This window comes from Alkalinema sp. FACHB-956, assembly GCF_014697025.1.
Lineage (GTDB): Bacteria > Cyanobacteriota > Cyanobacteriia > Leptolyngbyales > Leptolyngbyaceae > Alkalinema.
This window is the reverse complement of sequence record NZ_JACJRC010000024.1, coordinates 1-26326: the sequence shown is the minus strand read 5'-3', so window position 1 is coordinate 26326 and position 26326 is coordinate 1. Positions and strand designations below refer to the sequence as shown.

Below are 26326 nucleotides of genomic sequence, written 5' to 3'. Positions count from 1 at the left end.
GAAGATATGCCTTGCTGCTTTATATATAAAAAACTAATTTGTAATGTATCGGGTTGAGGGGCAGAGACTTTGGGGATCCATTGTCAGGGTTTGGGAAATTCTAGTCCAGAAGTAAAATTGCTAGATTAAGCTAGATGAGGCGATCGCAGGGACAGCACAGGAATTTGGGTATGGTGGAATCAAAAACGCGGTATAACCTGGTTTGGACAAATCATATTTCTGAAATTCCCCAAGGTGCCTGGGATGCCATGGCCAAGCCGCTGAAAACGCCGTTTTTGGAATGGGCGTGGCTGCACAATATGGAAACGTCAGGAAGTACAACAGCGCGTACCGGGTGGTTGCCGAATCACTTAACAATGTGGCGCGATCGGGAGCTCATTGCGGCGGCTCCGCTCTATGTCAAGGGTCATAGTTACGGGGAGTTTGTCTTTGATCATCAATGGGCGGATTTGGCCGATCGCTTAGGGATCGAATACTATCCTAAGTTGTTGGGCATGTCTCCCTTTACCCCCGCAGAGGGCTATCGGTTTTTGATTGCACCGGGGGAAGACGAAGATGAAATTACCGCGAAAATGGTCAATGAAATTGATCACTTCTGTATTCGCAATCAAATTTCGGGCTGTAATTTCCTTTATGTTGATCCAGAATGGAAACCTGTTTTAGAACGACAAGGGTTTAGTGCTTGGTTGCACCATAGTTATGTTTGGCAAAATCAAAATTATCATGACTTTGATCATTATTTAAAAGCATTCAATGCCAATCAGCGTCGTAATATTAAGCGGGAACGTAAGGCCGTTGACCAAGCAGGATTACAGTTCAAAGTCTGGCAAGGAGAGCAAGTATCCTTAGGGTTATTGAGCCAGATGTATCGCTTTTACAGTGACACCTGCGATAAGTTTGGTTGGTGGGGCAGCAAGTATTTAACTCGAAAGTTTTTTGAGCAATTACATTCTGACTTTTCGCAATATTTGCTGTTATTTGCAGCCTACCATGCCGGAGAGGAAACTCAGCCCGTGGGCATGTCCTTCTGCTTGACGAAGGCCGATCGCTTGTATGGGCGCTATTGGGGCTCGGTGGATGAGATTGATTGCTTACATTTTGAGGCTTGCTACTACAGCCCGATCGAGTGGGCGATTCAGAATAATGTTCAAATCTTTGATCCGGGGGCTGGCGGACGGCACAAAAAACGCCGGGGGTTTCCAGCGACGCCTAACTATTCCATGCATCGCTTCTACGAGCCGCGTCTGTCGCAAATTCTCAGAACCCACATAGATCGGATTAACGACCTAGAACAGCAGGAAATGGATGCGATCAACCAGGATTTGCCCTTTAAGCAGGAACCTGTGCAGTTTGAAGTTTAATGAATTCCATAAAGTGATTGATTCATGAGATGTTGCGATACCAGATACACCGGCATTCGTAGTGCTCTCATTAGCCTAACGACGCGATCGCGATCGCGTCGTCATACAGAAGGGGGACTTGGCCATGGGCTGTCAATTCCGACATCTCTCTCTAATGGGGTTAGGCGCACTTGGGGCAATGATTTACGATGGTGCCTATTCGATGAATCATTGAAACAACTGTTGACTCACGGGATACTGCAATTTTGAAGTCTTGATATACGCGGTGTTCAATCATTACAGTTCCGTGACCAAAGACGACTTGATTCAGCGGTTCATTTCATAATGGCGATAGGGTTATCCATCGTTATTCGATCGAATTACTGGGAGGGTATTTGAATGAGTTCCGATCCACTGCAAAATCTCCAACCCATTCCACCAGCCCACGAAACGAATGAAGAGACACCCGCGATCGGAGGGGGACTACCCATTATTGAATATTGGGCCGAGCATACGTTGTCGCCGGAAGGCCCAAAAATTTGGAAAACGCTGCTGCATCATAGTGCTTGCCTTTCCTGTTCCTGGGGAACGGGTGGACAAAAAGGGGGATTCACCAACGAAACGGGAGAGAAACTACAACGCTGCATGAAAAGTGTGGAAGCCATTTCCGCAGAAATTCAGCCCGCGATTCCCCCGCAAATCTTTGCCCAGCGTAGCCTTGCCGACCTGCAAAAACTTTCCTCACGGGACGCCGATCGCTTAGGTCGTTTGGGTTTTCCCATGATTCGTCGGGCTGGGGCTGATTACTATGAACGCATTTCCTGGGAGGCAGTGTATAACATCGCCGCAACTGCGTTCCAAAAGGCTCCGGAGCGGGTTGCTTCCTACAGTTCCGGTCGATCGTCCAATGAAGCGGCTTTTTTGCTGCAATTGCTGATTCGGGCCTTGGGTTCCAACAACCTGGCAGATTGCTCTGACCTGTGCCATGCACCTTCCACCAATGCCTTAACCGCAATGTTTGGCACAAAAACATCGGTGGTCAGTTTGGAAAGTCTCAAGCAGTCCGATTGTGTCGTTCTAGCAGGAGCCAACTCCGCCTATAACCATCCTCGCTTGATGAATGAGTTGATTGAACTCCGCGATCGGGGGGGCAAAGTCATTGTCATTAATCCAGTTATGGAAATTGGATTAGTCAAATTTGGGTCTCCAGCATTTCCAGTGAAGTCACTCATTCCTGGCTCGGACATTGCCTCTCTCTATCTCCAACCAATTCCCGGTAGTGATGTCGCACTGTTTATCGGAATTCAAAAATCCTTAATTGAGCAGGGCTTTTTACGACAGGCGTACCTGGAAGCTTACACAGAAAATTGGCAAGCTGTGGTGGAACAGGCTCGATCGACGCCCTGGGACGAAATTACCTCAACCTGTGGCGTATCGCAGGCAGACATTGCCGCTGCTGCCACGATTATTGGGACTGCCAAAGGCGTTGTCTTTGGTTGGGCCATGGGGATTACGCAGCACCGCAACGGTGTAGATAATGTGATTAGCATCGTCAATACGGCATTGATGTCTGGCAATGTGGGGCGGGAAGGAGCTGGCGTTATGCCGGTGCGCGGCCATTCCAACGTCCAAGGCTTTGGATCAATGGGGGTGACCACGGCTAAGCTCAAACAAGAATTGCAAACCAAATTGGAACACCTGCTCGGCAAACCGTTAAGTAAAACGAAGGGCTACGACACCCGATCGTTGATTGAAGCGGCAGATGCAGATAAGGTGGATACCCTGCTGTGTTTAGGGGGCAACTTGTACGGGGCCAACCCTGACTCGACTCAAGCCAAGCGAGCCTTGGGCAAGATCGAAACGATTATCTACGTTGCAACCAAGCCCAACCTAGGCCATTTCCACGGCTTAGCCAAGCACAATACGATCGTGATTCCGGTGCTGAATCGCTTTGAAAATCCCCACAAAACCACGGTGGAATCGGGGAACAATTTTGTTCGTTTTAATGATGTCGGAGAAACCCATCTTAAGGATGCAGATGTGATTCCTGAAATTCAATTTTTAACGGAGTTAGCGGCTCGCATTCATGGAAACTATCCCGTGAATTGGCGATGGTTACAGGATACCCGTTACATTCGTGAGTTGATTGGCCAAACCGTTTCCGGCTACGAAAAGATTGCCAAAATTGATGAGACGAATGAGGAATTTACGATCGGAGGTCGTATTTTAACGGAACCGAAGTTTTTCACGCCCTCGGGTAAAGCGATGATGGCCACCACACCTCTGCCCGATTTGGCTTTACCGACAGTGCAGGAATTGGGGGTGCCGGAATCCGCCAAGGGTTTGCTACTAACACTTATGACGGTTCGCAGCTATTCCCAGCACAATACAGTTGTTTATCAAATTGGCGATAAATATCGTGGCATTCCCCACCGCAATTGTATTTTGATGCATCGATCGGATGCAGAACGGGTTAATCTCCAGCAACACCAACGGGTTACCGTCCAGGGCAATGCCGGAACAATGACTAACGTTGAGGTGATCTACGGCGCAGTGCGTTCCGGTGCAGCGTTGATGTTTTATCCAGAAGCGAATGCAATTTTTAGCGCTCCCGTGGATGAACGGGCTGGGACTCCTGCCTTCAAGCGAGTTCCAATTTTTGTCTACGCTGATTGTTCTGAGATTTAAATGGGTTAACACGACCCATTACGGTCAAGGAAGTTCCTAAAAAAACTCTAGCCTTTGTTTACCCCACGATCGGGTACAAAAGCTAGAGCATTTTGGGAACCAAATTGAGCGTAAAAGCGTTACTGTGATGCCCTGGGATTATCGAGCAATAATTTGTAGATGCATTACACAGTAGCGATTACGCAGTAATGACACCGTGAGCATTACACAGTAAAGAAATTAGACGCACCCAATTGATTAGCCGTTACCCCTGGTAGCACCGCTAACGTTGAGGTTCCTAAACGAATAGCAGCGCTACCATTAATGTCAGTAAACCGCAATTGGTTAAAGGCTAAACCACCAGACAATCCAATCAAGTCATCCCCAGGGGTGAAGTCCTGAATCGTATCTCTGCCATTACCATGCCGGGTCAAAATAAAGCGATCGCGACCTAACCCTCCATTCAAGGTATCATCACCACGTCCACCTGTCAGGATATCGTTGCCACTGCCACCCCACAGGATATCGTCCCCATTACCGCCGAGTAAAATATCATTCCCTCGGTTACCAAATAAGGTATCTGCACCATTGCCTCCATCTAGGACATCGTTGCCGCTACCTCCCTGGAGAACATCAACCCCATTCAATCCCATTAAGGTTTTGCTTGCCTCAATATTAAAGAGAGCAAGAATGGGATCGTGATCGCTCACTTGCTCGGCGAACTCGGAATTGATATGCACAACATCCACGCCATCTAGCAGGGAAACAAGATTCTGACTGGCCAGGATATGATCCAGCGTTTGGGCGTTACCTTGGAAATTGTAGGTATACCGCTCATTCTCCGGCAACGTCTCGATCAGAGTCGTCAAACCCGCACTTTCCAAAATCGAGAGGGGATTGGAAAATTCAAAGTCATTTAAATCCCCTGCCACAATCACATTGGCATTCCCATTGTTGTTCAGCAAGCTTTGCACGTAATCCTTGACGATCGTCGCTTGTTGATTACGCTGCACTTCACTGCTCAGCGTAGGGGGCTGGTTCGGGCCAAATAACGGTTGATCTCCCCCTTTGGAATTGAAATGGTTGCCAATGACCGTGACCTGCTCACCGTTAAACGTAAACGTTCCAACCAGTGGCTTCCGGCTATTCGCAAAGGCATCCCCATCCGCCAAGTTCGTGTCCGTCAACCGTTGCAGGGAACCCTCCACAAACCCGACCCCTCGGCTGGGATTAAACAAAAAGCCCACTCGGATGTTCCCACCCGGTTCGCCTCCATCTTGATCGTCGATCGGATTAATTTGGCGATATTCATAGGTGGGGCCGCCCGCCTGCACGATCGCGTCAATTAACTTCTGGAATGTTTGATTCGCATCGACAATCGAATCATTGATGGCTCCGTTATTATCCTGAATTTCTTCTAGGTTAATAATGTCCGGGGTGCGCAGATTGTTGACGATCGCGTTGGCCAAAGCGTTGAACTTCACATCACCGTCACCGGGATCTAAGTTTTCCACATTAAAGGTGGCAAAGGTGAGTTGATTTTTGCTACCCACCAGGTTAGTCACTTCCTTTTGCAGCGGAGACGCTTGCACCACCGTGGGTGTAGAAGAAACTAAAACTTCGTAATTGTTGAAGTCATAGCTGACGACCCCTGTAAGCGTGCTGAGGTGGGTTCCCACATTAACTGAAGGAAGGGTAATTGCGCCATTAATTAAGTCATCAATCTGAATCCGTTCGGGATTGAAATCTGTGGCGGTAATTAAACTCCCCCCTCGGCTGGTGCGGTTGGTCGCATTGACACCATTATCGGCCAGCACCCAAATTTCCTCGGAACTGCCAAACTTGGCCGTGGGCGACGTAGCGATCGGGTTATTCACCTGCACCAGCATCCCTTCTAGGCTTTCGTAGAAGTCAATGCCATCCTGTTGGGGATCGAACACCGTTCCCGCTGTTTCAACATTGCCATTCGCGGCATCATTGCTGATAATTTGGTTGGGAATTCTCCGTCCGCCATTGCCGAGCACCGTAGGGGCGATCGTCGTGGTGGGGGGATTAGTCCAGGCGGTAACGCTCAGGGACTGCACTGCGTTGTTATTGCCAATCTGCGTAATGGTCAGGTTATTGGCACTGCCACCGGGTCGGAATTCTGAAACGGTACCACTGACGAGAACAGCCTCGCCCACCGTTCGCGCCGTTAGCAGAGCGGAGCTACTCCCCGTAAAGATAAAAATGCCCTCGGAGGTGGCTTCGTTGTTGTCTGGGGTGGGGTCTTGGAGGTAGAACCCGTTGGTCGCGATCGCGGTGACAATGCCCTGGACGTTTCTCACGGCTTGCCCGTTGAAGGCCGACACATGCCGGGTGCCTTGAATGTCACTGATGCGCACCGGGGGCGTAAATTCAAAAACAGCTACCGTTTTGCTAACTTCATTTGCGGTCACCAGCAAGGGTTTCCCGGTGGGGCTATCAGCGGCAGAAATGAAGCTTAAGCCTTCTACTCCGGTGTCTTCTGGAGTATTGATGTATTCGATAAACTGCGGCTTGGTAGGATTGGTGACTTCGTAGACCACCACATCACCCGTTCGTTCTAGGCCAATGAAGGCATAGAAACGGTTGTTGACTTCTCCAATGACCACTCCCTCAGGCTCCGGGCCTTTGTTGTCACTGCGAGTATCGAAGTTAAGGGAACTAAAGCTGCCATCGGAATTAAACAAGCTAGGAACTTGTGTTGCCGTAATTTGCTCCAACTGATCCCCACTGTCGAACACTTGCCGACCCGTGGCATCCCAAATCGAAAACGATCGCGACCCCAAGGCTTCAATGCGATCGAAATCGCCATCCCCATCGAGATCTCCAGAGGCATTGGTGAGTTGCAAGCGGCCTAGATTGGCGTTTTGTTTCAAGGTTGCAGCGTTGGGAAAGACCGTGGGATCAAGCACATAGCTGCTGGAACCGACGCGCACTTCTTCGTTAAATCCGGTGTAGCTGCGAGAATCCCCTTCGTTGGCAGTGATGTAGTAGGTTTGCCCGTTGATGGTGTAGCTCGCGATCGCGTCGGGTTGGTAGAGTCCCACCACCGGCACGGGTCTGATATTGATACCACCATCTTGATCACTGGGGTCAATGCCGTTGCCTGCAAGACTGTGATCCTTGACGCCCAAGGGTTTAATCTCCGTCACCGTGGCCGTCGCAACATCCACGATCGCCAAGGCATTATTTTCCTGCAAGGTCACGTAGGCTTTAGTGCCATCCCCAGAAAACGTAATGTATTCCGGTTCGAGATCCTGGGCAACGGTCGATCCTGGCCCAAAAATTCTCACCCCTGAAGCTTTTAAAGCATTGATTTGACTATTGAAAGCGATGAAGTCAGCAGTTTGTACCGTGGCATTGGCGACCCCATTGGCTAGATTGATAATGCTTACGGAGCCTTCCGGATCAAAGGAGTTGGCCTGTCCGTAACTGTTGGGTTCTCCTTCATTGGCCGTTAAGACTTTGCGACCGTCGGGTGTGAAGACCAGCATATCCGGCAGATAGCCCACTTCCACCGCATTCAAAAAGCTGCCATCGGCAGCGTTGAAAAAGCTGACTCGTCCCCGTTGTTGAGCATTGCTAGTGGTATTCTGCACCGCATAGGCCACCGCAACAATGCCATTCTTCACTGCAACGCTGTTGGGAAGGATATTGCTGCCAGCGACGGTAAACCCAGGACTCAAATTCCCGATCGCAGTCAGGGCACCAGTATTCCCCACGCTGTAAATTTCAACGGTCTCGCCCGCTACGACAAAGAGACGATCGCTACCGGGGTCAAAGGCAGGAATTTCTGCGCCCTTGGTGCTCGTAAACCCGCCAACTTTCTTTAAACTGCCCGTCGAATTGTCGGCAATGGTCACGGTTGCATTGGCACTTGTTCCTAGGTCGTAGGTAGCTCCGTCAACTAAGGTGAGCGTAACGGTTTCGCTACCTTCGATCGTGGCATCGTTAACCGGGGTAATCACCACAGTCGCAGAAGCTTGGCCCGCTGGAATCACGACAGAGCCGGATAATCGGTTGTAATCGTTGGTGTTGCTGGCAGTGCCCCCAATGGTATAGGTAACGGTTAAGGCGGCGCTGGTATCTCCAGTGCGGCTGAAGGTGAAGGTCCCGGAGTTGATGGAAGTACCGGATTCTGCGGCAGTGGCATCGGTGGCCGCGATCGTGACCAGTGGAGTGGGGGGAATGACCGCCGTTGTGATGGCTGCTGCGGTATTGTTGGTTTCGTTGGCTTCTGCGATCGTGTTATTCGGATCAACGATCGCGGTACCACTTGTGAGGCTGCCGAGTCCCGTGGGGGTTACCACGATCGTCAGGGTAGCGTTGCCGCCTGCATTCACGACTCCATCCGCAAAGGTCAGCACGCCCCCCACGGGAGAACCCACGGTAAAGCCAGGAGCCGAAGCACTCACAAAGGTCACACCACTGGGTAGCGTATATTGCACGGCCACGCCGGAAGCATTGGTATTACCGCTGTTATTGACCGTGAGCGTATAGGTTAACTGATTGCCAATGACGATCGGGTCGGGAGAGTCGGATTGTGCGATCGTCAGATCAGGGAGAAGTTGGGTAGAGCCATTATTGACTGTAATGCTGCCCGTGGGCAGCGTGGTTGAACTGCCAAATGTCCAATTTGCCGCATTGTTAATGGCGGCTAACCACTCTGCTTTGGTACCGATCGTTAAGGCATTGAGGTTAAAGGCCGCATAGGTGGCACTGTTGTTGAATAAAACCGCTGTATTGCTTACAGAGGATAATCCAGAAATCACATTGCCTTCGGTACTGCTAGTCGCGTTTTCGAAGCCCCCGGTGTTATCAATTTGGAAAATCCCCGTAAACCCAGAATTCATCGGGTTGGTTGTATTCGTGGATTGAAACGCCGCAATTTGTTCTCCGCTCTGGCTGAGGGAGAGATCGGCATAGTTGCCCCCCGGCCCAATGGCTCCGGACTTCGTCCAGGTAAAGCTCGCAGACGTAATATCTAAACTGCTGATGACGGTTCCGGCTGCAATACTTGAATTAACGGTAAACCGAATTAAATTTTCATTGCCATCGCCATCAGTTGCTGATGACCCACGAAATCCTGAGCCCGTCCAACCGTTATCGGTGAAGTAAATGACGGTGCCCGCTTCTAAGGGGACAAAGTTGACAAAGGAAAAAGAGTCGGGACTTCCGTTGGTGATATAGCCAACGATCGCAATATCGCCGGGAGTTAAGATTGTGGGCATGATCTAACGTTGGTGGGGGATGAATTGACTGAGATTGACCGGACTGAGATTGACCGGACTGAGATTGACCGGACTGAGATTGACCGGACTGAGATTGATGAAAGATGCACCGAGCCAAGGGGCTTGTTCTGTAACCTCTGACATGCAGTAATCAATCCATGACGACAGGAACTCGTCAGCGTTAAAAAATGCCCACGAGAAAGCAGCACAGCAATGATTACTGCGCCTACCCGCCATGGCGAATGGCTGTCACTCAGGGGTTGATCATCGAGGGGAACTCAATTGGTCTCAGAAAATTGTTTTTAGCAACGTCCTGGGAACTGTTCTTAGCAATATTGGCCTCAGAAATTCTGCTAGCTAATGTCCCACAGTCAATTTAAGAACTTGATAAGCCCTTGTTAAGTTGTATGAAAATATACTGAAACTTCACAATTAGATCATTCATCGAACCAACTCTTTAACCAAAAATACGGATCCTACTGATACCAAATCAACCTGTGATTGCAACCCATGACGATCCCCCTAAATCCCCCTTAAAAAGGGGGACTTTGAAAGAATTTGACTAAATTCCCCCCTTTTTAAGGGGGGCTAGGGGGGATCGGATCTGTAGCATTGATAAATCAATTTGGTATGAGTTACTTGGCCTGCTGAGTTACTTGGCCTGCTGAGTTACTTGGCCTCAGGAATCACGATCTGCTATGCCCTCGCACTGCTGTTAATTTCCGGCTGTTGATCTCCTGCTGTTAATCTTCTGCCCATTCGATCGTCGCCAGGACTTCATCGGATAAGGTTCCAGCGATCTCTGGGGTCGCCATCTCCAAGGTCGCCATCTCTAGCATTGCGCCTGTATCCAGCGTTTCATCGGAGTCTAACTCATCGGGGATGTTCCCCTGGTTGGCCAAAAGCGGCCCCAGTTCCTCTATGCCCTCTTCTGCGCCCTTTTCTAGGTCTCTTATACCGTCTATATCTTCTATGCCAGTATCTTTTGCTACTGACGCTTTGCCTCCTGCTTTAGAGGCTGTGGCATTCTTTCCGGGGGTTGCCGTGGCACTGGCTAAGCGATCGAAATTGCCTTGGAGTTGATCCAGTTGGAAATACTGGTGAAATTTGTCCGTGACTTGCAGCCAGTACGATCGCCCATCCGATCGCCGCCGCTTGCGCACAAACCCCTGCTCCACCAATTCCTGTACCTGTTGGTAAGCGCTGGAACCCCGAAGGTTAATCAACTCCGTTTGGACGATCGGCCCCTTCATGGCAATCACCGCTAACGTTCGCAAAGCCCCCACGCCAATGTCTGCTGGAATAATCGACTGTACCAACGTTTGATAGTCGCTGCGGAGTTGCAAGCAATAGCCGTCCGGCGTTTCCGCCACCTCCAACGCCGTTTCCCGATGGGAAAAATCTGCCATCAATTCCAGCAACCCTTCCTCCGCTGCCTCCCGTTCACAGCCTGCACATTCCGCAATCTCGTTTAACGAGAGCGGTTGCGCCTTGAGATAGAGAATCGCTTCGATCGTGCAGGACAGTCGAGACATGGTAGGTTAAGGGGCAGGTTAAACGACAGGTTAACGCCGGTCAGAAAAGTAAACCGAAATCCAGAATCCAGCAACCCTCGATGGCTCTCTATTCTATCCAGCGATCGTGCTTTGGATAACAAATTTGCCGTTAACCCACGTCCTGTGAACCTATGCGCTGTGAACCCATGCGCTGTGAACCTATGCGCTGTGAACCCATGCGCCGTTAACCCAGTGGCCCCTATCCCCGCAGCCCCCGCAGCGTCTACATGCCAGGGAATGGAGTGACTTACCTAGATGGACTCAGGAATAGCAGCGGGTTTCTCGGTGGAAGCTCCGTTGGCGCTAGGTGCGCTGGGGGAGTGACTGGGGAAGTGACTGGGGGAGTGACTGGGGGAGTGAATATACTGCTCGTACTGCCGTACCATCAGCCGTTGTACCGCAATAATGGCCGGATTGACTTCCACATAACGCCGCTGGCGATCGCTGATGTAATGGGCATACTCGCTCTCAATCATTTCAATATCCTGGCGAAGAAATCGCATGAAAAATAGGTTGCGAATCACCGGTTCCAAAACAGGCCGCAACGGTTCCGTTAGCCAGCGGGGAATGCGAACTTTGACGAACATAAGGGAAAACGATCGACTTTCCTGGGGCGAAATGGGTAGCCGCATCAGGTATAAAAATGAAATGCCTTCCAGAGAGTTGATGTAATTGGGATATTGGTAATTCACCGAAATAGTCCGGGTGGTCACCTTCGACGTTTCATTCAACCCCAAAAACTTAGTCATGGGGCCTTCGTAGGAGACGCGATAGTCCGCCCGTACCGTGTCCTGGGTTTCCTGTAACTTCAGTAAAACGGGATCAAACCAGCCCTGCAAATTTTCATGCAAGTAGCCGTGGAAAACATCCATGGTGTTTTCATTACAAATCGTGTAGTGGGCCTGAAACTCCGCCCCGATCGTTACCATGAGCCAATCCGGATCACCATACTGAGGAATGTCAATCATCGGCACCTGGTCAGCAAGGGTTGGATCGCCAGGAAAGATAAAAATAATGCCGTAGCGTTCTCGGACGGGAAAGGTTTTGACACAGGCTCGGGGTAATTTTTGTTCCGGTGGGAAATAGGGGATTTTCGTACATTGTCCCGCTTCAAACTCCCAGCCATGGTAGGGACAGACGATCGCATCTCCCTGAACTTTCCCCTTATGCAGGGCTACCCCCTTGTGGGGACAGATATCCTCTACCGCTTGCACAATGCCTTGGCTATCCCGGTAGAGCGCGATTTCCTGATTCCACAGCCGAATGGGCAGAATTTGGTTGGGGTGCAGTTCCTTGGCCCAAGCCACCGCATACCAATGGTTGGCATTAATGCCAATTTCGCGTACCCGATTTTGGACTGTTTGCCCCGTCAGCGTCGTTGCCAATTCCATGAAATCTCACTCCTTCCGAGATTCACCTAATATTCACTTTACGGTTTCATCTGATATTCAGATGTATCCCAGGTTAAAAATAGGTTATGCGATTTTATCCTGGCTTTTATGGAAGCCTAAACGTTTTGTCATTTACTTTTTGCCATAAATGGACTGTATCATCTGTTTACTCAGTACGTTTTGCAGATCTATTCAGATTGATTTGGATCTATTTAGTTTTATTGCGTAAATTGTGCGAGTAATTTACGCAATGGGATGGCCATTATATAGCTGTTATACCTGGGTGTTGATTCGAGGCATTTACATTTCTAAATCCATTTCAAAAACACTGTTAAGCTTATCTCAGAAACGCGAAAATCCCCTTCACAATTAGGGTAACCCGCGATCGAGGTAATTTTATGCGTCCCATTCGAACCTTTAACGTTTCCCCCTCCCTCCCCACCAAGTTAGAGCCTCTGCGAACCTTAGCCTATAACCTCTACTGGGATTGGAATCTGGAAACTAAGGATCTCTTTCGTCGTTTGGATGCTGACCTCTGGGAATCGAGTCGCCACAATCCTGTCTTAATGCTCGGGACGATTAGCCAGGAACGGTTGCAGGAAGTGGCCGAGGATGAAGGCTTTCTGGCCCAAATGGAGCGGGCGTCCCTGCAATTAGAGGATTATCTAAAGGAACGAACCTGGTACCGCAAACACCGATCGCAGACGTTACCCGCTCTGACGACCTATCGACACGTTGTCGAAGATAACCATCGATCGGCTCCAGAATGCTATGCCTACTTCTCCGCTGAATTTGGCTTAACGGATTGTTTACCGATTTATTCAGGAGGATTGGGGATTTTGGCAGGGGATCACCTAAAATCAGCCAGTGATCTAGGTTTGCCCCTCGTAGGCGTAGGTTTACTCTACCAAGAAGGGTATTTCGCCCAATATCTCAATGCCGATGGTTGGCAGCAGGAACGCTATCCGATTAATGATTTCTACAACATGCCCATTCATTTAGAACGGGATGAACACGATCGGGAATTACGCATTGAAGTGGAATATCCCGGTAGAATTGTCTACGCACGGGTGTGGCGGGTGCAAGTCGGCACGGTTCCGTTGTACTTACTGGATACCAATATTGAACCTAATAATTCCTACGATCACGACATCACCGATGAACTCTACGGCGGCGATGTCGATATGCGGATTGATCAGGAACTGATGCTGGGGGTGGGGGGCGTGAAAATGCTACAAGCCCTAGGCTATCAGCCCACGGTCTACCACATGAATGAGGGGCATTCTGCCTTCTTAGCCCTGGAACGGATGCGAAGTATGGTGCAGGAGTCAGGGCTATCCTTCGCAGAAGCTTGGGCCGTGGCCAAGGCCAGCCAAGTGTTTACAACGCACACACCCGTTCCCGCTGGCATCGATCTGTTTGCCCCGGATAAAGTGATGCACGCCCTGGGGAATCGCTACGCCCAGATTTTTGGACTCTCGCGGGAAGAATTTCTCTCCCTCGGTCGGGTGAAAACGGGAGAGTTTACCGAGTCCTTTAGCATGGCGGTGCTGGCGATTAAAATGGCGAGTTTTGTCAATGGGGTGAGTCAGCTCCATGGTCACGTATCGCGTCAGATGTTTCAGCCCCTCTGGCCGGATTTACCCCTGGATGAAGTGCCCATTACATCCATTACCAACGGGGTACATGGTCGCAGTTGTGCCGCCAAGGCCATGCAAGATCTGTACAGTCGTTACTTGGGGCCGCAATGGGCTGAGGCCGCCGCCCATCGATCGCTCTGGGCTAAGGCCAGCTCGATTCCCGATGAAGAACTGTGGCGGACCCATGAGCGTTGTCGGTTGGATTTAATTTTGTTTGTTCGTGCAAGGTTGGCAAGAATGCTCCGCGATCGCTCAGCGTCTAGCCATGAATTGCTCCAAGCGGAAGAGGTGTTAGATCCCACAGCGCTGACGATCGGCTTTGCGCGACGCTTTGCCACCTATAAGCGAGCGACTTTGTTTCTGCGAGATCTCGATCGCATTCGGCAAATCATTCTAGGCAAACCCCATCACCCATTACATAATCATAATCACAGCCATAACCATAACCATAAACGAAACGTCCAATTTGTCATTGCTGGAAAAGCCCATCCCAAGGATATTCCTGGGAAAGAACTGATTCGTGAAGTGATTCACTTTGCCCGTACTGAAGGGATGCATACCCATATTGTGTTTATTCCAGACTACGATATTCATGTGGCACGGCTCATGGTGGCGGGTTGTGATGTCTGGTTGAATACCCCCCGTCGCCCCCATGAAGCATCGGGCACCAGCGGCATGAAAGCAGCCATGAACGGCTTGCCCAATCTCAGTATTCCCGATGGTTGGTGGGATGAAGCCGATCAAATTCATACGGGCTGGTCGATCGGGCAAGGGGAAGACTACGACGATGAAAATTATCAAGATGACGTGGAAGCGGATGCGCTGTATAACCTCCTAGAGCAGGAAGTGGTGCCGCTGTTCTACGATCGGGATGAAGACGATCTCCCCCGGAAATGGATCGCCAAAATGAAGGATACGATTCGCCTCAATGTGCCCCGGTTTAACACGACCAGAATGGTCGCCGACTACGCGACTCAAGCCTATTTCCCCGCCAGCGATCGCTCACAAAATCTCACTGCTCAACAGTTCCAACCAGCCAAGGAATTGGCAGCATGGCAAAACAAATTGCAAACCCATTGGTACAACATCCGGATTGAAGCTGTGGAAGTTTCCGAAAGTGCTGATGTTCAAGTGAATCAGGCGATCGCGGTGAAAGCAAAGTTACGACTGAATGGCTTTACCCACCAGGATGTCCAAGTGGAAATGTACCAAGGGCCGTTGGATGATCAAGGAAATATTGTTAAGGGAAAACCCATGGCCATGAATTTTGAGGGCAAGGATGAGCAGGGGCACTGTATTTTTACCGGACAGGTTACCTACCGCACCAGTGGCCTTCAGGGCTTCTCCCTACGGATTTTGCCCCACCATGAAAATCTGGGGAGTCCCTATGATTTGGGATTAATTCTTTGGGCGAATTAGGAAGTAGGTACAGTCGTCAAGGAGGCATAGTGGAAAGGGGAACAGTGGGAAGGGGCTAGATATTGCAAACCACTTCCCCCGATCGCTGGGTGAACTTTAGATTTTCACGATAGTCCACCGGGCAATCAATCACGGCAGGCACCGATTGCGCCAGTGCTTCTTGGAGGGTTGGCAGTAGGTCTGCGGTCTGGGTGACTCGATAACCTTTGAGTCCCATACTTTCTGCGAATTTAACGAAATCGGGATTGCTAAACTGAATAAAAGCTGATTCCCCAAAATAGTTATGTTGTTTCCAATCAATCAGGCCATAGGCTCCATCATTAAAAATGAGCGTGACAAAATTGGTGCCGATGCGTAAAGCCGTTTCCAGTTCCTGGCAGTTCATCATAAATCCCCCATCCCCGGAGACGGCCACTACCTTGCGATCGGGATAGACTAACTTCGCCGCGATCGCCCCCGGAATGGCAATTCCCATGGCGGCAAAGCCATTGGAGATCAAACAAGTGTTGGGTTTTTCGCAGTGATAATGCCGCGCCATCCACATTTTGTGGGCACCCACGTCGGAAATGACAATGTCATCCCCTCCCATGACTTTCCGCAGGTCGTAGATAATTTTTTGGGGCTTAATGGGGAATTCCGTATCCTGGGCGTAATATTCGTAGTCCGCCACAATGTTTTCGCGGAGTTCTAATCCGTAGGGGGTGGGTTTACCCTGACGATCGACCCGTTTCAAAATCTCCTCAAGGGAATCGGAAATATCGCCAATGACTTCTGCAATGGGAATGTAACTGCTATCGACTTCAGCAGGGGTGGCATCAATATGAATGACGGGAATCTGACTATCAGGATTCCATTTTTTGGGCGAATATTCCACTAAATCATAGCCAATACAAATTACCAAATCCGATCGTTCAAAACCGCAGGTAATGAAGTCTCGGGACTGCAATCCCACTGACCACAATGCAAGGGGAGACGTATAGGGAATCACGCCTTTCCCCATAAAGGTATTGGCAACGGGAATATTCAACTGTTGGGCAAAACGGGTGACCGCAGGGCTGGCAGAGGCCCGAATGGCACCATTGCCGACCAAAATAATGGGATTCTTGGCTTGGGAAATGGCGGTGGCGGCGGTTTCAATACTGTGAAAGGAGGCGAAGGTTTTTTCTAAGTCATGCTTTTGTAGGGGATAGCCTGGGGCCGTCATGGCTGCAATATTTTCTGGCAAATCAATATGGACTGCGCCGGGTTTTTCTGTCTGGGCTAACTTGAAGGCCCGACGCACCACTTCCGGGGTGATGCCGGGGCGGACAATTTGGGCATTCCACTTGGTGACAGGGGCAAACATGGCCACCAGATCGAGATACTGGTGGGACTCAATATGCATCCGATCGGTGCCGACTTGTCCAGTGATGGCGACTAAAGGGGCACGATCGAGGTTGGCATCGGCGACCCCGGTCATCAAATTAGTGGCCCCCGGCCCCAGGGTAGACAGACAGACGCCCGCTTTGCCCGTTAAGCGTCCATAGACATCAGCCATGAAGGCAGCCCCTTGCTCATGGCGAACGGTGATGAATTGAATACTGGAATGCTTGAGGGCTTGGAGAACGTGTAAATTCTCTTCGCCAGGGAGGCCAAAGATATAGTCCACCCCTTCATTTTCCAAGCATTTGACCAAGAGTTCAGCGGTATTGAGTTCAACCATAACCGATCGTATTGTGTAGTCTTTTAGAATCAATCATTCATCATGATGCGAAAGAAATGGTGTATGCGGTTCTCCAAACGATGTGGATTTTTGATGGGTTTGTGTCAGTCCACCACTGTCAAAAATTAAATTGCGCAGAACCCGCTAGGACATTGGGGCGATCGCAGAGGATTTGGGATGGGTGAAACTCGGGCGATTATTGGACCCAAATCGTTTTGATATTGGCGAATTCCAGGAGCCCTTCTCGCCCCAGTTCTCGGCCAATGCCCGATCGCTTAATTCCACCAAAGGGCAGCCGAGGATCGGATTTAACCATGCCATTCACAAAGACCGAGCCGGCTTGGAGTTCTTGAATAAATCGTGCTTTTTCCGTCAGGTCATTCGTCCAAGCACTCGCCCCTAGGCCAAATTGGGTGGCGTTTGCCAAGTCGATCGCGCCATCCAAGTCCATGACGCGGAACAACAATGCCACCGGGCCAAAAAATTCTTCGGTGCGACCGGGGCTGTGGTGGGGAATGTCGGTCAGGATGGTGGGTGCGTAGAAGTCACCGGGGCGATCGAGGGGATGGCCACCAATCACAACCTTTGCGCCCCGCAGCACCGTTTCTCGCACTTGGCGATCGAGATCCTGCAAAATTTTCGGAGTGGCGAGGGGGCCAACGTCCGTTTCGGGCAAAAGCGGGTCACCCACCTTGAGGGCGGCAAACTTTTCAGTGAGTTTGTGGGTGAAGGCATCGGCGATCGCTTCATGGACGATAAAGCGTTTGGCGGCAATGCAGGTTTGGCCGTTATTTACCATCCGGGAGGTGACAGCGGCGGCAACAGCAGCGTCCAAATCAGCGGTGGGCATGACGATGAAGGGATCACTCCCGCCCAATTCCAACACCACTTTTTTGAGATTTTGCCCAGCGGCTATGGCTAAACTCATGCCTGCGGGTTCGCTCCCGGTTAAGGTGGCGGCGGCAACGCGGGAATCGGCCATTAAGGGAGCCACTCGATCGGCCCCAATCAGCAGGGTTTGAAATACGCCTTCCGGGAAACCTGCGTCCAACAGAAGTTGTTCGATCGCCAAGGCCGACTGGGGTACGTTGGAGGCATGTTTCAGCAGGCCCACATTGCCCACCATCAGCGCTGGAGCCGCAAACCGAAACACTTGCCAGAAGGGAAAATTCCACGGCATCACGGCCAAAATCGCCCCGAGGGGTTGATAAATGACGTAGCTTTCAGTGGCATCGGTGGCGATCGGGGTGGGTTGCAGGAAGGCTTCCGCATGATCGGCATAGAAGCGACAGACCCAGGCACATTTTTCGACTTCGGCGATCGCGGATTTGATGGGTTTGCCCATTTCCACGGTCATCAGGCGTCCGTACTGTTCTTTGTGGGCTTCTAGGCGATCGGCGGCTTGCTGGAGCCAGTGGGCGCGTTGGGCGATCGGGATCTGTTGGTACTGGCGAAAGGCTTTCGCTGCTTTGTTGAGTTTATTGTCTAATGCTTGATCTGTAATGGGTTCAAAGGTTTTGACAATTTCTCCAGTGGATGGGTTAACTGTGGCGATCCCCATTGCCGCCTCCTTAAAAAAGTGAATATGGCCGATCGTGAGTGACGGTGCAGTGTGTAAGGCTGTCAGTAGGTAAGGCTGCCAGTACGTAAGACTGTCAGTGAGCAAGCCTGTCAGCGCGTAAGGCTGCCAGTAGATGGCTGTAGATGCTGACTGTGGGTGTGTCTGTGAACGGTGTCTGTGAACGGTGTGTCTGTGAACGGTGATGCAGGGTATGCTTCCACTGTACTGCGCAATCGGGTGGCCTTGGTTAAGAAATGGCGTGGATTTAACAAAGTTTGCAATTAGCAAGACTTCTACAAGACTCGCGATCGCAAATACAAGACTTGCGATCGTAAATACAAGACTCGCGATCGCAAACTCTGTTTTATTGTCGGTAATCTGCCTTGAACTGAAACAACTCGGAGACAGGGCTAAGGGAACCGCGGAGACATGAAATTTCAAGGGGATAAGTAGAGGGATGGGTAAATGAATCGGAGATGTGATTTCTTAGTCAATCCTTAAGATGAATATTGAAGAGTGAATATTTTAGAAAAATCAGCTATTTCTGACATTCACGAAAGTAGCCTCAGAGTTGATGCTGGTTTTAATACTGATAGAAGTTATCTTGAAATCATAAGATAAGCTACAAACGAAGCTACAAACGTAGTTGGCCATGGGAATGGATGCGGAAAAATCTTGAATCAAGGAGGCGACAATCAACCATATCCCATCAATGTTTAGCCTCTCCCAGAATCACGATCGATTCCCTGGAGATCGTGATTCTCAATCTGCTGATTTCTCAGATTTCCTAGGCGGTCGTCTCTGTAATTGACTCCTGCCGTGATGAAGGTAGCTTTGCTGGGAATTCTAAGGGTTAGTCGCCAGTCTAGCCGCTCCTGCGGCGATCGCAGGCGATCGTAAGGTGTTCCCAGGGCATTCCCTCTGAATTTCATGCAACGCTGATTACTTGAAACTACCCATGGCGCTTCCTACTCTTTGTCCTTCCATGCAGGCTCGGGTTCACGAACTCCAAACCCTGATACTGTCCTTCCATCCCCTGATTGTCTTTGAAACCGTTGAAGAAGAGCGCGTCCAAGGACTCCTGCAAGCCGCCACCCAGGAAATGGGCCGTACCCTGATGGAATGGAGCATTACCCAAGGACTCACCCGATCGTCCGTTTCAGTCGATAACCGCTGGCAAAACGACTGTGCCCCCAGCAGTCAGCCCACCGCCTATGACAATTCCCACGAACCCCTGGAAGTTCTGAAACGGATACAGGAACTCAACCTGAGCGCTATTTTTTGGCTGAAAGACTTTGCGGTTTACCTAGAAGATGCGACGGTCGCACGGCAGTTTCGGGAATTAGTGCAAACCTTTTCCCAATCCCGATCGGCCATCATCCTCACAGGCAATAGCGTCACCCTGCCCCAGGAAGTCACCCACGAAGCCGTTTACTACGATCTCAAATTGCCTGCCCGAGATGAACTCCATCAAGCCGTCATGGCCACTGTGCGATCGCTGCGGGCCAAAAATCGCGTCCAGATTGAAATCCAAGACAACGAGATCCAAACCTTAGTCCAGGCGCTCTCCGGCATGACCCTGCAACAGGCTCGCAAAGTGGTGGCCTACGCCGCCTTGGAAGATGGCAAACTCACAGTCCAGGATATCGATCGTGTCCTAAACCGCAAAGCCCAAGTGATTCGGGAAGAAAGTATGCTGGAATACTTCCCCGTCGATCACGCACCGCTGCAATGGGGCGGATTTGCAGGGCTGAAGCAATGGCTCAACCAGGCTAAAGTTGGCTTTTCTCCCCAGGCGCGGGAATGGAATCTGCAACCCCCCAAGGGCATTTTGATTGTGGGGATTCAGGGCTGCGGTAAATCCTTAGCAGCGAAAGCGATCGCCAAAGCCTGGAAAATGCCCTTGCTCAAGCTGGATGCAGGCCGCCTCTATGACAAATATGTCGGCGAATCCGAAAAAAACTTCCGTAACGCTCTGAGCCTAGCGGAATCCATGGCTCCAGCCGTCCTCTGGATTGACGAAATCGAAAAAAGCTTTGGCACCTCCAACAGCGATTCCGACGGCGGTTTAAGCCAGCGCATGTTTGGCTCGTTTCTCACCTGGATGCAGGAAAAATCCCAGGAAGTGTTTGTCATCGCAACGGCCAATGACTTGTCGAAAATTCCGCCGGAACTGCTACGGAAAGGGCGTTTTGACGAGATCTTCTTCGTTGATTTGCCCGATGCCCAGGAGCGAGCTACGATTCTGCAACTGCACCTGGTTCGACGGAAGCAGGATCCAGCTCAGTTCGACTTCAATGCCCTCGTCGCCGCCACCGATGGCTTTAGTGGCGCTGAAATCGAACAGGCGATCGTCACAGCCTTGTACAAAGCCCTCTACCTCAACCAACCCCTGCGGACGGAGCTGATTGTGGAATCCGTGAAAAGCACGGTTCCTTTGTCGGTGTCTCGGCGAGAGGATGTCAATCGGCTGCGGACGATCGCGCGGGAACGATTTGTCAGCGTTCGTTAATTCAGCGTTTGTTAGGGTCAGCGATCGCTAGCTTAGCTTAGCGCCCGCTGGCGGATTGGGTGGTGCGGGGATAGGGCGTATCGGCAAATCCCAGCTCCACCAGTTGGGCGTAGGCTTTGCGTCCCAGATCGCGGGTGGGCTGTTGACTGCGGACGATTTGCACCAACAGCGGCACGGCCAGTTCCGGCTGATTTTGAGCCCGGTGAACGAGCGCCAATTGGTAGGTGGCTTCGTCACGACTCTGGGCCGTTTTCAACGCTTTTTGGCGGGTACTATCGGCGATCGGGGTATCAATGCCGGAAAATACGCTTGCCAAATCTTGGTAAAAGTTCGACAGTTGATTGAAAGCTTGACGAGCTTCCTTGAGCTTGGTTTGCGCCAAGGGATAGTTGCTAGCCGTCACAGCATTGACCGCATCGGCCATCAGTTGATCGCCCCCAGGAATGCTGAGGATTCCAGCCCCTGGCCCGATCGTCACCGTGGGAGCCGCCTCGCCTTCCTTTGGACTGGGATAGGGCAGATCGACAAAGCCAATTTCCAGCAGTTGCCCATAGGCTTGTTTACCCATGTCGCGGGTGGGGCTTTGGCTCCGAAGCACCTGGATCAGCAGCGGTACCGCCAGTTCCGGTTGGTTGTTGGCGCGGTGGGCGATCGCCAACTGGTAGGTTGCTTCGTCCCGCAGTTGCGCCGCCTTCAAAGCACGGGTGCGTTGGGCATTGGAAATGCGGATGTCTAATCCCGAAAAGCTCCCAACCAAGTCTTGATGGAAGTTGGAGAGTTGGTTAAAGACTTGCCGCGCTTCCTGTAACTTCTTCACTGCCAGCCCGTAGTTTTTGGCCCCAGAAGCATCGCTGGCTTCCTTCATCAAGTTCTGTCCCGCTTGGACATTCAGAATGCTGGTATCCTGCGCAAGGGGACGCAATTCGCTGGGGTCAGCCTGGGCAATGAACCGAGAGTCCTGGGCTTGGGCAACGGGAGCCAAGCACAGAGCCGCCAACAGTGCCAACGAACCGGAGTACAAAGAGTGACGAGTCATCCCAGATATGCCCATGAAAGAGGATAAGGTTACTAGCAAAATCATGCTGACAGAATCATACTGAAGGCCATGACGCAACTAGCAATGTATTGTTGCCGACAGAAAGGGTAACGATAGCCTTGGGTATCTTAGCACTGCTCACGATCGATTTGGGGCAACGGAGGGAAGCCAAAGGCCATGCTGACCCTTGACAGCGACTCCTCAAATTACGGCCACTTCTCAAAAATGCCAATGCACCCAACCTGTGGAGAGTCTGGAAGGGCGCACTGGCATTTTTGATCGAAGCAGACTTTTAATCGAATGATCGAAGCCAACTATTGAAGTAGACCGAGGAAAGCAAACCTATTGAAGATAGCTGGCTTCCTGTTCTAACAGTTTTAGAAGTTGCTGATCTCCACGAGTCCGGGCAGCTTCCATCCGTTGCTGCAAATTCCGCCGTAAATTTTCACGATGGGCTGCTTTGACTTGAGCGATGGATTGACGATTTTGATCTACCATATAACCTCCTACTGGATTTTTGTCCTACAGTCTTTTGAGCGATCGGGTGCTGGCATGACTAGCTTGATGGCTAGCAGGTATGACTCGGTGCTACGCAGGGAATCCTCAACGCACTCAATCCATAAACACCCTTTTTCCACATTACCACAACCCATTAAAACGGTATTCTTTGATACTAAAATTTACGTTGTTTTATGCAGCTCTTAACGTTGCTTAGTGATTTTGGTTGGCAAGATAGCTATGTCGGCATCCTGAAAGGCGTCATTTTAGGTATTCTGCCCACGGCCACGATCGTGGATTTGACCCATGGGATTCCGCCCCAAGATATTGCCGTCGCTCGGTTTCAGCTGTTGATGGCCTATGCCTATTTTCCCCCAGGGGCCATCCATGTCGCGATCGTTGATCCAGGGGTAGGTAGTCAGCGGCGGGCGATCGCGGTGCAAACGGAGAATGCCTATTTTGTTGCGCCGGATAATGGCTTGCTGAGTGGCGTGCTGGCTCAGCAAGCGATCGTTCAGGCCGTAGAACTCACCAATGCCGACTATTGGCGATCGGCGAGTCCCAGTACCACATTCCATGGTCGAGATATTTTTGCTCCCGTTGCGGCCTATCTTGCTAAGGGGATTCCGATCGAAGCCTTAGGCACCCCGATCGATCCTGCCAGCCTAGTACAGCTCCAGTTTCCGCTCAGACAACTGTCCCGCAATACCTACCATGGCTGCATTCAAGCGATCGATCACTTCGGCAACCTGATCACCAATTTCCCCGCCGCGTTCGTTCAAGGATGGTCTTGGCAATTGCAATTCCAGCAGACCCGCTATCCCGGACAGTTTACCTATGCTGATGTCCGTCAGGGAAGCCCGATCGGGCTGATCGGCAGTCATGGGTATTTAGAACTTGCAATCAATCGTGGCAATGCACAAGCTATCCTACAGGCGGAAGTCGGGGACACGATCGAATTGCAGATGAGTGATTAAAAAATCAACATAATCTCAACTGCTTAACCAATCAATTAATCAATTAATTAACAAATTTTATCGGCAATACTATGCTGCTACTAGAGAGCCAACATAATAGGAACCTAGCACTAGAGATCCAGCATTTGTAATTTATAAAGACTGGCATATAAGCCATCCTGAGCAATCAGATCTTCGTGGCGACCACTTTCAATCAGTTTGCCCCGTTTGAGAACTAGGATGCGATCGACATTTCGAATGGTAGACAATCGGTGGGCGATGATAATTGCAGTGCGGTTTTCCAGCATTCGTTCCAACGCCTCCTGAATGAGCGCTTCGGTTCCCACATCCAAGCTGGAAGTCGCCTCATCCAAAACTAGAATTTTGGGATCGCGAATGGCTGCGCGGGCGAAGGCAATTAATTGTTTTTGGCCGCCGGACAGATTGGTTCCCCGCTCCCGTAACTGGGTGTTGTAGCCCTGGGGTAACTGTTCAATCAGTTGGGAGACATTGGTGCTCTCAGCAGCCGTTTGGATCTCCGCCATGGCATATTCCTCTCCGAGGGTAATATTGCCTTTCACATCCCCGGCAAAGATAAAACCATCTTGCAAAATAATTCCAATGCGGCGGCGCAGTTCTGCCTGTGGCAAATTCCGAATATCCACCCCGTCCAACAAAATGCGGCCTTCTTGGGGTTCATACAGTCGGCTCAGCAGGCGGATGATGGAACTTTTACCCGCGCCCGTCGGGCCAACAAGGGCGACTTTTTCACCCGGTTGAATGGTGAAATCGAGGTTATGAAGCACGTATTCTCCAGGCTTGTAGCCAAAGGAAACGTTTTCAAAACGGATTTCTCCCACGCCATGGTCAATTTGTTGAAAATGTTGAACCCGATCCTTAATTTCGATCGGTTCATTCAAGACATCATTGATCCGCTCAACGGCAGTAAATCCCGATTGGATGGCGGTGAACTTCTCCGCAAACTGGCGCAATGGATCAAATAACGTCTGGGCAAACAAAATAAAGGCAGAGAGTGTTCCGAACCCTAGATTGCTATCATTGACAAATTTCCCCCCGATCGCCAACACACCCGCGATCGCAATCAAGGACACCCACTCTAACGTTGCGGACACAGCAGAATCATAGAAAATGGTGCGATCGACTTCCCGAATATAATTCCGATTGGTTTGGTTAAAAAGTTGACTATTGATTTGTTCTCGTCGAAAGAGTTGAACAACACTGACTCCCAGAATGTTTTCTTGTAGGCTTGCATTCAAGCTAGAAAGCTCTTCCCGTGAGGCATAGTTGGCTGTGCGATATTGCTTTTGTAAATAGACAATTAATAGGGAGGTGGGTATTAGAATCAAAACTAACAAAGTCGCGAGTTGCCACTGTTTCGTAAACATTAAAACAGTGATGACCAACATCAAAATAAAATCACCAATGATCCCGATCGCCCCGGTAGAAAACACTTCACCCAAGGCATCTACATCACTGGTGAGGCGAGTAATCAACTTGCCCACGGGCGTCCGATCGAAAAATCGCACTGCTAAGGAGGTCACATGGGTAAAGAGGTCATAGCGAATATCCGCCGTCATCCGTTGTCCGGCTTTTTGCACCAAATACCCTTGGGTGGCATCAAACACTAATCGACCGGCGATCGTCACCAACAGCAGCAAGGCCAAAAAATTCAGTCCCGTTGAGAGATCCCAGCTCTGCAAAAACTGCCACGTCGAATCTTCCTGCCGCAGTAGCGAAATAGCTTGCCCAATGACGATCGGTTGAATGGCCCGTGCGATCGCACTGGGAATCAACAGAACCACGGCTGTAATTAACAACTGGCGATAGCGCTTGGCGTAGGGCAAGAGTTGCAGAAACAGCCGCCAGTCATTGTCCGATCGGGCTGGGGTCGATTGTGAAGTCACACCGGTTTGCGCTGCCATGGAAGAGGGGAAGAAAAGACCTTCTCTAGGCTAGCAGGTTCAGGAAAAGTTAGGGTCAGATGACCGATCGAGCTTCCGATCGTTGGCCATCTAGCTCAGCCGAACTGGTTACTGAAGCTCAATGCCAGTCAAGGGTTTAGTGCGCACCTAGGCTCCAATCACATATTTCCGCCACTCTTGATTTGCGCCGCCTTTGACATATTTCGCTACTTCAAAGTAAAGGCTGCTATGGGGTTTGTGGGGTTTCTTCAGCAATGACATTCCCGCTTCCTTAGGGGTACGATTGCCCTTTTTGACATTACAGCGTACACAGGCCACTGCAATGTTTTCCCACGTGTCCTGGCCACCGCGCGATCGAGGAATTACATGATCCAGGGTCAGGTCATCGCCACTGTAGCCGCAGTACTGGCAACTGTGCCCGTCTCGGTGCAGCAGATTTTTTCGGGTCAGCGCAATTTCTGTATAGGGTACGCGCACGTACTGGCGCAATCGAATCACGGAGGGAAGGGGGAAATCTGCATAGACGTACTTCCCATTATGCTCAAGCTGCTCTGCTTTGCCTTTCAGCAATAAGACGATCGCCCTTCGCCAACTGGTGATATTCAGTGGTTCGTAGGACGCATTCAGCACCAGAACCTTACTCATTTGCTTTGGAAATGAGAGAAATAATTGCCCTGATGCTAACACAGTTTTTTAAGAATCGCTAGACACTGAGATGGGTTGCAGCAATTCTCAGTATGGCAAAAAGCTGTTCAAGTCCTGGGAATGCCGGTATTGTAAAGACAACTGAGAGCGTCAAGAGAGCCAGAAGGGTTGAGCGAACGGGGGTTGTTTGACAGAGTAGTCGGTT

At 50.6% G+C, this 26326-nt stretch carries 13 protein-coding genes and 3 pseudogenes; 5 read left to right on the top strand and 11 right to left on the bottom strand.

Going from position 1 to position 26326, the window contains the following annotated elements:
* Positions 1–170 precede the first annotated feature (170 nt).
* Both H6G21_RS19945 and H6G21_RS19940 read left to right on the top strand, forming a co-directional pair.
* Positions 171–1361: a GNAT family N-acetyltransferase gene (locus tag H6G21_RS19945; RefSeq protein ID WP_190575171.1), complete on the top strand. Its 1191-nt coding sequence runs from the start codon at positions 171–173 to the stop codon at positions 1359–1361.
* Between the two features lie 378 nt (positions 1362–1739).
* The gene (locus H6G21_RS19940) at positions 1740–4028 is read left to right on the top strand and encodes an FdhF/YdeP family oxidoreductase (protein ID WP_190575170.1); all 2289 of its coding nucleotides are present in this window, start codon (positions 1740–1742) and stop codon (positions 4026–4028) included.
* 203 nt (positions 4029–4231) lie between these two features.
* Here H6G21_RS19940 and H6G21_RS25805 read toward each other — a convergent pair whose 3' ends face one another.
* The 4 genes and pseudogenes from H6G21_RS25805 to H6G21_RS19920 all read right to left on the bottom strand — a co-directional run bounded on the left by H6G21_RS25805 (position 4232) and on the right by H6G21_RS19920 (position 12209).
* On the bottom strand, positions 4232–9262 hold the full coding sequence (locus H6G21_RS25805) for a choice-of-anchor I family protein (RefSeq protein ID WP_190575169.1): 5031 nt from the start codon (positions 9260–9262) through the stop codon (positions 4232–4234).
* A gap of 3 nt (positions 9263–9265) precedes the next feature.
* On the bottom strand, positions 9266–9406 hold the full coding sequence (locus H6G21_RS19930) for a hypothetical protein (protein WP_190575168.1): 141 nt from the start codon (positions 9404–9406) through the stop codon (positions 9266–9268).
* Between the two features lie 932 nt (positions 9407–10338).
* A pseudogene (gene scpB, locus H6G21_RS26340) lies at positions 10339–10797 on the bottom strand (SMC-Scp complex subunit ScpB); the annotation flags it as partial.
* Positions 10798–11069: 272 nt separating this feature from the next.
* On the bottom strand, positions 11070–12209 hold the full coding sequence (locus H6G21_RS19920; protein WP_190575166.1) for an aromatic ring-hydroxylating dioxygenase subunit alpha: 1140 nt from the start codon (positions 12207–12209) through the stop codon (positions 11070–11072).
* Between the two features lie 398 nt (positions 12210–12607).
* On the opposite strand from H6G21_RS19920, the gene glgP reads away from it, so the two are divergent.
* Positions 12608–15268, top strand: coding sequence for an alpha-glucan family phosphorylase (gene glgP, locus H6G21_RS19915; RefSeq protein WP_190575165.1), 2661 nt, complete (start codon positions 12608–12610; stop codon positions 15266–15268).
* Between the two features lie 55 nt (positions 15269–15323).
* Here the strand turns inward: glgP and H6G21_RS19910 are convergent, their stop codons facing one another.
* On the bottom strand, positions 15324–16970 hold the full coding sequence (locus H6G21_RS19910) for an acetolactate synthase large subunit (protein ID WP_190575164.1): 1647 nt from the start codon (positions 16968–16970) through the stop codon (positions 15324–15326).
* 196 nt (positions 16971–17166) lie between these two features.
* Positions 17167–18531, bottom strand: coding sequence for an NAD-dependent succinate-semialdehyde dehydrogenase (locus H6G21_RS19905; RefSeq protein ID WP_190575163.1), 1365 nt, complete (start codon positions 18529–18531; stop codon positions 17167–17169).
* A 958-nt stretch (positions 18532–19489) separates the two neighbouring features.
* Here H6G21_RS19905 and H6G21_RS19900 point away from each other — a divergent pair.
* Positions 19490–21043: an AAA family ATPase gene (locus H6G21_RS19900; RefSeq protein WP_242041955.1), complete on the top strand. Its 1554-nt coding sequence runs from the start codon at positions 19490–19492 to the stop codon at positions 21041–21043.
* Positions 21044–21080: 37 nt separating this feature from the next.
* Here the strand turns inward: H6G21_RS19900 and H6G21_RS26335 are convergent.
* The 3 genes and pseudogenes from H6G21_RS26335 to H6G21_RS19885 form a co-directional block, all read right to left on the bottom strand.
* Positions 21081–21497: pseudogene (locus H6G21_RS26335) on the bottom strand (hypothetical protein); the annotation flags it as partial.
* 54 nt (positions 21498–21551) lie between these two features.
* A pseudogene (locus H6G21_RS26330) lies at positions 21552–22079 on the bottom strand (hypothetical protein); the annotation flags it as partial.
* A 342-nt stretch (positions 22080–22421) separates the two neighbouring features.
* Positions 22422–22577: a hypothetical protein gene (locus H6G21_RS19885; protein WP_190575162.1), complete on the bottom strand. Its 156-nt coding sequence runs from the start codon at positions 22575–22577 to the stop codon at positions 22422–22424.
* A gap of 194 nt (positions 22578–22771) precedes the next feature.
* On the opposite strand from H6G21_RS19885, the gene H6G21_RS19880 reads away from it, so the two are divergent.
* Positions 22772–23554: an SAM-dependent chlorinase/fluorinase gene (locus H6G21_RS19880; protein WP_190575161.1), complete on the top strand. Its 783-nt coding sequence runs from the start codon at positions 22772–22774 to the stop codon at positions 23552–23554.
* A 110-nt stretch (positions 23555–23664) separates the two neighbouring features.
* On the opposite strand, the gene H6G21_RS19875 is transcribed toward H6G21_RS19880, so the two are convergent.
* Both H6G21_RS19875 and H6G21_RS19870 read right to left on the bottom strand, forming a co-directional pair.
* Complete coding sequence (locus tag H6G21_RS19875; protein WP_190575160.1) at positions 23665–25476, bottom strand: ABC transporter ATP-binding protein; 1812 nt, start codon at positions 25474–25476, stop codon at positions 23665–23667.
* Between the two features lie 147 nt (positions 25477–25623).
* Complete coding sequence (locus H6G21_RS19870) at positions 25624–26121, bottom strand: HNH endonuclease (RefSeq protein WP_190575159.1); 498 nt, start codon at positions 26119–26121, stop codon at positions 25624–25626.
* Positions 26122–26326: the final 205 nt, after the last annotated feature.